The sequence below is a fragment of the Streptomyces sp. NPDC007095 genome (genome assembly GCF_040634475.1).
Classification (GTDB): domain Bacteria; phylum Actinomycetota; class Actinomycetes; order Streptomycetales; family Streptomycetaceae; genus Streptomyces.
This window is the reverse complement of sequence record NZ_JBEYFS010000158.1, coordinates 23,110-29,869: the sequence shown is the minus strand read 5'-3', so window position 1 is coordinate 29,869 and position 6,760 is coordinate 23,110. Positions and strand designations below refer to the sequence as shown.

The 6,760-nt window shown below is 68.9% G+C and carries 5 protein-coding genes and 2 pseudogenes; 4 read left to right on the top strand and 3 right to left on the bottom strand.

Annotated elements, in window-relative coordinates:
• Both ABZ656_RS39440 and ABZ656_RS39435 read left to right on the top strand, forming a co-directional pair.
• A pseudogene (locus ABZ656_RS39440) lies at positions 1–1,201 on the top strand (hypothetical protein); the annotation flags it as partial.
• Positions 1,202–1,477: 276 nt separating this feature from the next.
• Positions 1,478–1,552: pseudogene (locus ABZ656_RS39435) on the top strand (RNA-binding protein); the annotation flags it as partial.
• 207 nt (positions 1,553–1,759) lie between these two features.
• Here the strand turns inward: ABZ656_RS39435 and ABZ656_RS39430 are convergent.
• Positions 1,760–2,752 (bottom strand): aldo/keto reductase, encoded by a 993-nt coding sequence (locus ABZ656_RS39430; RefSeq protein ID WP_360274823.1) that lies wholly within the window; start codon positions 2,750–2,752, stop codon positions 1,760–1,762.
• Between the two features lie 124 nt (positions 2,753–2,876).
• Here ABZ656_RS39430 and ABZ656_RS39425 point away from each other — a divergent pair, with 124 nt between their 5' ends.
• Positions 2,877–3,506, top strand: coding sequence for a TetR family transcriptional regulator (locus ABZ656_RS39425; protein WP_101403417.1), 630 nt, complete (start codon positions 2,877–2,879; stop codon positions 3,504–3,506).
• A 394-nt stretch (positions 3,507–3,900) separates the two neighbouring features.
• Positions 3,901–4,875, top strand: coding sequence for an alpha/beta hydrolase (locus ABZ656_RS39420; RefSeq protein WP_101403418.1), 975 nt, complete (start codon positions 3,901–3,903; stop codon positions 4,873–4,875).
• A 207-nt stretch (positions 4,876–5,082) separates the two neighbouring features.
• Here ABZ656_RS39420 and ABZ656_RS39415 read toward each other — a convergent pair whose 3' ends face one another.
• Together ABZ656_RS39415 and ABZ656_RS39410 are read right to left on the bottom strand one after the other, a co-directional pair.
• Complete coding sequence (locus tag ABZ656_RS39415; RefSeq protein ID WP_360274819.1) at positions 5,083–5,769, bottom strand: TetR/AcrR family transcriptional regulator; 687 nt, start codon at positions 5,767–5,769, stop codon at positions 5,083–5,085.
• Positions 5,770–5,809: 40 nt separating this feature from the next.
• A complete protein-coding gene (locus ABZ656_RS39410) occupies positions 5,810–6,565 on the bottom strand; it encodes an SDR family oxidoreductase (RefSeq protein WP_360274816.1) in 756 nt (251 codons plus the stop codon).
• Between the last annotated feature and the right edge of the window lie 195 nt (positions 6,566–6,760).

The window sequence follows — 6,760 nt, the reverse complement described above, 5'->3', positions numbered from 1 at the left end:
CCGCTACGGCGTGCCGCTCGCCGAGACCGCCCCCTCCGGCCTGGCGGCGGCGGGCATCGAGCCGGCCCTCCTGCCCCCGGCGCCGGTCCAGGTGGCGACGCCCGCCCCGGCTCCGGCCGCCCCCGAGCACCGGGAGCTGGAGTCCTCCCCGGCCCCCGAAGAAGAGTTCCAGCCTCAGAAGGAGGTTGTTGAGGAAGGAGCGGGGCACTTCGCCGAGGCCTACCAGAGGTGGATCGCTCAGGTCCAGGCAGAGCCCACGGCTTCCCAGTTCGCTGCCTTCCTCCGGTCCGAGTACGGCATCACCACCGCGGCCGGCGGCCCCCTCTCTGACGGACAACTGCAGCCCCTGCTCCGAGTCCTCCAGCAGCGCTATGCACCACCGGCCGATCCCGCGATCGCCCCGGACGGTGTTCTGGAAGAAGAGCCGTCGTGGGAAGAGTTCTTCTACAGTGCTTGGCTCGCCTACGCGGGAGAGCATGATCAGTACCCCGACGCTGCTGCTCTCGCCGCGTATGTCTTCCAGCGGGACGGCATCACCGGGGCTACCGGCCAGCCCCTCATGGGCGAGGACCTGGAAGACTTTGTTGCCGCCTTCCAGGAGCGGGAGTTCGGTGACGCTGAACCGCCCGTCGAAGAAGCAGCTGCTGGCTTTGGCGAGCAGTTGCCTCCCGCGCCGTCCCCAAGCGACTCCAATCCCCAGACCGAGCCCGTTGGCGCGGGGGCGCACGCCGCAGAGGAGAAGCGCGGCCCGAAAGTGAATGCCGCCATCGACGGGCTGGCGGACGAGCAGATACCGCCCCAGCCTCCGGCCGAGGGAAGCGGCCTCACCACCGTCGATCGCTACTACCTCGCATGGGTGGAGTACCAGAAGCAGCACGGTGCCGAGCCCAACGGTGATGACCTGTCGAAGTACTTGGATGAGCAGGGCGTGGTCGGCCGCAACGGACGGGCCGCCGCTGCGAGCACGCTACGCCGCTACCTCCTGTCCTTCCGGATCTACAGAGTCTGGGCCGAGCACCGAGTGCGCAGTGAACAGCCCTCGTTGAAAGCCGTCGCAGAGGCCTGCGCAGCCCGTGGAATCACCCTCCAGTACAACGAGCCCATCACGGCGGCGACCATCGCAGAGCACACCGCAGACTTCGAGCGCCGCTGGCACGCCGTCATCCGCCACCGCACCGACGCCGCTGCGCAGTCACGCTGAACGGATGCGCCGTGCGCAGCCCACCGCGATCACTGCGCAACACCCATCGCTGTCACCAAGGAGCGGCCCGCATGCAGGCACTCCGCATTGCTTCCGACATGACCGTCACCGGGCTGACGCTGCCTGACCTGGAGGCGTGGCGGGCATGGAGCACACCTACCTGGCGGTCAACCAGCACCCCTTCGTGCTCCCGCCGAAGCTCGCCCGTCTCATTGACGATCAGCTCCGGCACAGCACGCCCCGGCACAGCACCACGGCCGGACGTAGGTACCTCTTGCCCGAGTCCGCGAACTCAACCTCTGCCGCCACTACTTCGACCTCGTCGCCGCCGGCGCCAAGACGATCGAGGTAGGCGAATGGCCAGCGCGTTCTCTCCGAGTTCCTTTGCGACGGCGGTAACCGCCGACAGGTCGATGTCGGCGAGTACCACTGCCGCGTCGAGCTCCCGCCTTGCAAAAGGCTTGAGCCCCCCGCCCGGTACCCCCTGCCATCGGCACTGGCCCGCGTGCCGCCTTTGGCCGACGGGCCTGGCGTCCCATGCGCGTGTGCCTGGCGCGGTCAGTCTGTGGTGAAGCTGGACAGTACCGCGGCCGGGAGGCGGCTGCCTGCCGAGCCGTGGGGAAGGATCTCGGTGATGTGGGCCAGATCGGCGGCCGAGAGCTGGACGTCGACGGCGCCGGCGTTCTCCTCGAGGCGCTTGGTGCTGCGGGTGCCGGGAATGGGCGCGATGTCCTCGCCTTGGGCGAGCAGCCAGGCCAGTGCGAGTTGGGCGGTGGTGATGCCCTTGGTGTCGGCCAGATTCTTGAGCTGTTCGGTGGCGCGCAGATTATACGTGTAATTCTCGCCCTGCCAGCGCTCGTCCCAGCTGCGCATGTCGTCCGCGGGGTATTCGCTGGCGGGCTTGACCTGGCCGGTGAGGAAGCCGCGGCCGAGCGGGGAGTAGGGCACCAGGCCGATGCCGAGTTCCCGCAGAACGGGAAGGATCTTCTCCTCGACCTCCCGCTCGAAGAGCGAGTACTCGTACTGGAGCACGGAGACCGGGGTGACGGCGTGGGCGCGGCGGATGTACTGGGGGCCGACGTTGCTCAGGCCGAAGTACTTCACCTTGCCCTCGGTGATCAGTTCGCCGACCACGCCGGCGACCTCCTCGACCGGAATGTCGGGGTCGGAGATGTGCTGGTAGAAGAGGTCGATGTGGTCGCTCTGCAGGTAGCGCAGGCTGTTCTCGGCGACCTTGCGGATGTTTTCCGGGCGGCTGTTGAAGGCGGGGCTGATCGCCGGGGCGGTCATGTCGAAGCCGAACTTGGTGGCGAGGACCACCTCGTCGCGGAAGTCTTCGATTGCCTTGCCGAGGAGGATCTCGTTGCTGCCGGTGCCGGCGCCGTACAGCTCGGCGGTGTCGAAGAAGTCGATCCCGAGTTCGTGGGCGCGGCGGATGGTCGCGATGCCCTCGTCGTCGTTCGAGGCGCCGTAGGCCATGGACATGCCCATGGTCCCCAGGCCGAGCGCCGAGACGCGCAGACCCTGAGAGCCCAGATTGCGGTGCTGCATGAGTTCACTCCCTCAGTGTTTCGCCGGCTTCACCCGTAGAGGCCAAACCGAACTGTTCCGTTTGACCCTACGCGCCGGTCGCCCGGATGCCAAACCAAACGGTTCGGTGCTCTATCCTGGGGCTATGTCCCAGTCCCGCGACTCCGGCCAGACCGCAGCGCCCGCAGGAGCCGCTGGCGGCGGCGACACCACGCGCGAGCGCATCCTTACCGCTGCCATGGAGGAGTTCGCTCGCCACGGCATTGCCGGCGCGCGCGTGGACCGCATCGCTAAACTCGCCAAGACCAGCAAAGAACGCGTCTACGCCTACTTCCGCAGCAAAGATGCGCTCTATGCCGCTGTCGCTGCGCGGGAGTACGTCGTCATCGCCGAGGCCACCCAGATGGACCCGTACGACCTGCCTGGCTATGCGGGCCGGCTGTTCGACTACTTCGTCGCCCGTCCAGACCACCACCGCCTGATTACCTGGGGCCGCCTCGAACTGCCGGGCACCAGAGCCGTTGCCGACGATCCCGACCAGGCAGTGATCGCCCGCAAAATCGACCAGCTCCGCCAGGTGCAGCAAGCTGGACAGCTCGACCCTGCCTGGGACCCGGCCGACGTCCTCGCCCTGGTCAACCAGATCGCCATGACCTGGGCGTCGCAACCCGAACTCAGCGCGGCCGCCGCCACACACGCCGTGGACCCCACCACCGCCGCCCGCCGCGCCGCGGTGGTGACCGCTGTCGAACGGCTTTTCCCTCGAGCACGCTGAGGTCCCCGGACCGGCGGCAGCCCTGCTCGAGCATTTCCCAAACGGCGCCGGCCGCCCTTGCCGTTCACCATTGGACCATCCGAATCAGTGCTCCTGGGCCCGGGAAACAGACGCCGGGTGGGCAGGCACGGACGTCTGCTTGCGGCAACTCCACTTGGCCGCACTCGGGTAGTGAAGCTGGCCCCACCGTGTGGCCGTGAGGGGGCGTATGAGGGTCACCACCTGGCAAAACACCGAGGTCACTGGTACTGGCCGACCGGTCAGCCAAGCCGAGCACGGCGGGCTCCCCGCCGAATGGCGGACAAGTCCCGCCGCCCGGCGGCGTGCGGGAACCCGGCAGACGCGCGGACCATCGTCGTACGATCCGCCGCACACAGCATGAGGAGCACAAGCAATGACGCTTACGCCGCCCCCGTTCGACCCGGAGCTCGCGGCCGCCCTGGAAATGATCAAGGACACGCTGCCCCTCAAACTGACCATGGACGAGATCGAGGCCCTGCGCAACGGGCCCGGCATGGCGATGTTGGCCGCCATGGACCTGACCCTGGACGGCGCCTTCGAGGTCGAGGACCGGGCCGTGGCCGGCCCCGAGAACGCGCCCGACATCTCGCTGCTGATCTGTCGGCCGGCCGCTCCGGCGACGGACCGTCCACTGCCCGTGATCTACCACATCCACGGCGGCGGCATGGTGGCCGGCAACAACCGCGCCGGCGTGAACGACGCGCTGCGGTGGGCGAAGGAGCTGGGCGCGGTCGTGGTGTCCGTGGAATACCGGCTGGCGCCGGAGCACCCGCACCCTGCGCCAATCGACGACGTGTACGCCGGGCTGCTGTGGACCGCCGAGCATGCCGAGGAGATCGGCGCCGACGCCGAGCGGATCGTCATCGCGGGTGCCAGCGCGGGCGGTGGCCTGACGGCCGCGCTGGCACTGCTCCTGCGGGACCGCAAAGGCCCGCGGCCCATCGGCCAGCTGCTGATGTACCCGATGCTCGACGACCGCAACGACACCCCCTCCTCGCACCAGATGGCGGGCCTCGGCGTATGGGACCGCACGGCCAACGAGACCGGGTGGACCGCGCTGCTCGGCGAGCGGCGCGGGGGCCCGGACGTCTCCCCGTACGCCGCACCGGCCCGCGCGGAGGATCTGTCCGGGCTACCCCCGGCCTTCCTCGACGTCGGCTCTGCCGAGACGTTCCGCGACGAGGTCGTCACCTACGCCACCCGCCTGTGGCAGGCCGGCGGAGTCGCCGAGCTCCATGTATGGCCCGGCGGCTTCCACGGCTTCGACGGCCTCGCCCCCCAGGCAACCCTCTCCCATGCCTGCCAGACGGCCCAGATGGAGTGGCTGCGCCGACTGCTCGCGGAGTAGCGGGGCAGGCTGGAGCCCGAGGGGCACGCGGCCGACGGACTCGACGGTGCGGAGTGCCGACCCGGCTCAGCCGTCTGCCGCTGTTGTTGCTGGAAGGACCGGTCGCGCTCGCCCGTGTTCGTTGCCGGTCGAGTCACCCCTACCCGCGCCTGTCCTGGCAGGGATGACGTCTTGGGGTTGTGGCAACGTGAACGGGTGGTCCGGGGTTCAGGATCCGGTGCCGTAGCGGCTGAGCATGAGGGCGACGGCTTCGTCCACGATCGCGGCGTCGGTGGGGTTGGGCGGGACGAAGTCGGTCCGTACGAGTTGGGGCCACAGGAACTGGCTGCAGATCATGCCGAGGAACTGTTCGGCCACTTCGGATGCCGACAGCGGCTGTCCGTCGGCCGAACGGAAGTCGACTGTGCCGGCCTGTGCCTCGGCCTCCAGGTAGTCGCGGAGCCGGTCGAAGAAGGGTCCGCGGTCGATGGCGAAGCCGGTGCCGACGATGTCGGCGAGTTCCGGCATCTGGGGAAGTTCGGTGATGATGAGGCGGCACAGCGCCGCCGTGCCGGGCCGCGCGACCAGGCAGGCGTAGTCGCGGCCGATGTGGTCCAGACCGTACCGGGGGTCGCCGGGCGGTGGCGGCGCGGCGTACTCCACATCCAGCTGCCATTGTTCGGAGGTGACGGCCGCGAACAGCGCGGCCTTGGAGGGGTACCGCTTGAAGAGGGTGCCGGTGGAGACGCGGGCCTCCTTGGCGATCTGGGCCAGGGAGGTCTTGTCGTATCCCCGGGCGAGGAAGAGGTCGCGGGCGGCACGGATGATGCGCGCACGGTTCTCCGCTTTGATCTGCGCGTGATACCCGGCCTGGCTCGCTTCGCCACCGGTTTCCGCTCGTTCCGCCACCGCCATGCCCTCGCCCCTCGCCCGTTTCCCGGCCGCGTCCTCGCTGTCAGAGGACGGTCTGGCCGCCGTCCAGGATAAGGTCCTGGCCCACCGCGAAGGCGGAGGCGTCGGAGGCCAGGTACACGACGGCTTCCGCGACCTCCTCCGGCAGACCCATGCGGCCCAGCGGGATGCCGGCGCTGATCCCCTCCAGGACCGCCGCCTGCACCGCGGGGTCCTCGATCCCGAGCTTGGCGTACAGCGGGGTGTCCACCGGGCCGGGGCTGACCGCGTTGAACCGGATGCCGTGCGACTTGAGCAGGTCCGCGTTCCACGAGCGCATCAGGGAGGAGACAGCCGCCTTCGTCGCGGCGTAGGCGTTCGAGTTCCCGTAGCCGCCGTGCGCGCTGTTGGACGCGTTGAGGATGACCGAGGACGGGTCGGCCAGTACCGGCACCAGGGCCTGGGTGAGGAAGAAGACGCTCTTGACGTTGATGTCGAAGAGCCGGTCGTAGCTGTCTTCCGTGTGGTCCTCGAACGGTCGCCAGTCCGAGACGCCGGCGTTCAGGAACGCCACGTCCAGCTCTCCGAAGTGCTCGCGCACCTGCTTGGCCAGGGCGCGCTGCGCGTTGAGATCGCGGGCGTCGGCCTGCACCACCGGCACCTTGTCCCCGAGGATCTGCCGGGCCTTGTCGATGCTGGCCGGGGTGACGCCCGTGACCAGCACGTCGGCGCCCTCCGCGAGGAACCGCTGCGCGGTCTCCAGACCGATGCCGCTCGTGCCGCCGGTGATGAGGGCGCGCTTGCCCGCAAGACGATTCATGTTCCCTGTTCCTCGCCGAGAAGTAAGGTAAGTCGATGGACTCACCACTTGAAGGTAGCTCCCGCACCACCCTTAAGGCAAGTCGATCCACTTACCATCGATGGCGGGGGTGGTTCTGCTGAGCCGGGAAGGTGGCCGGCACCGGCTCGAATGCCATGTCGCGGCCGTCGGTGAGGAGTCGGGAGATGGTGGTCT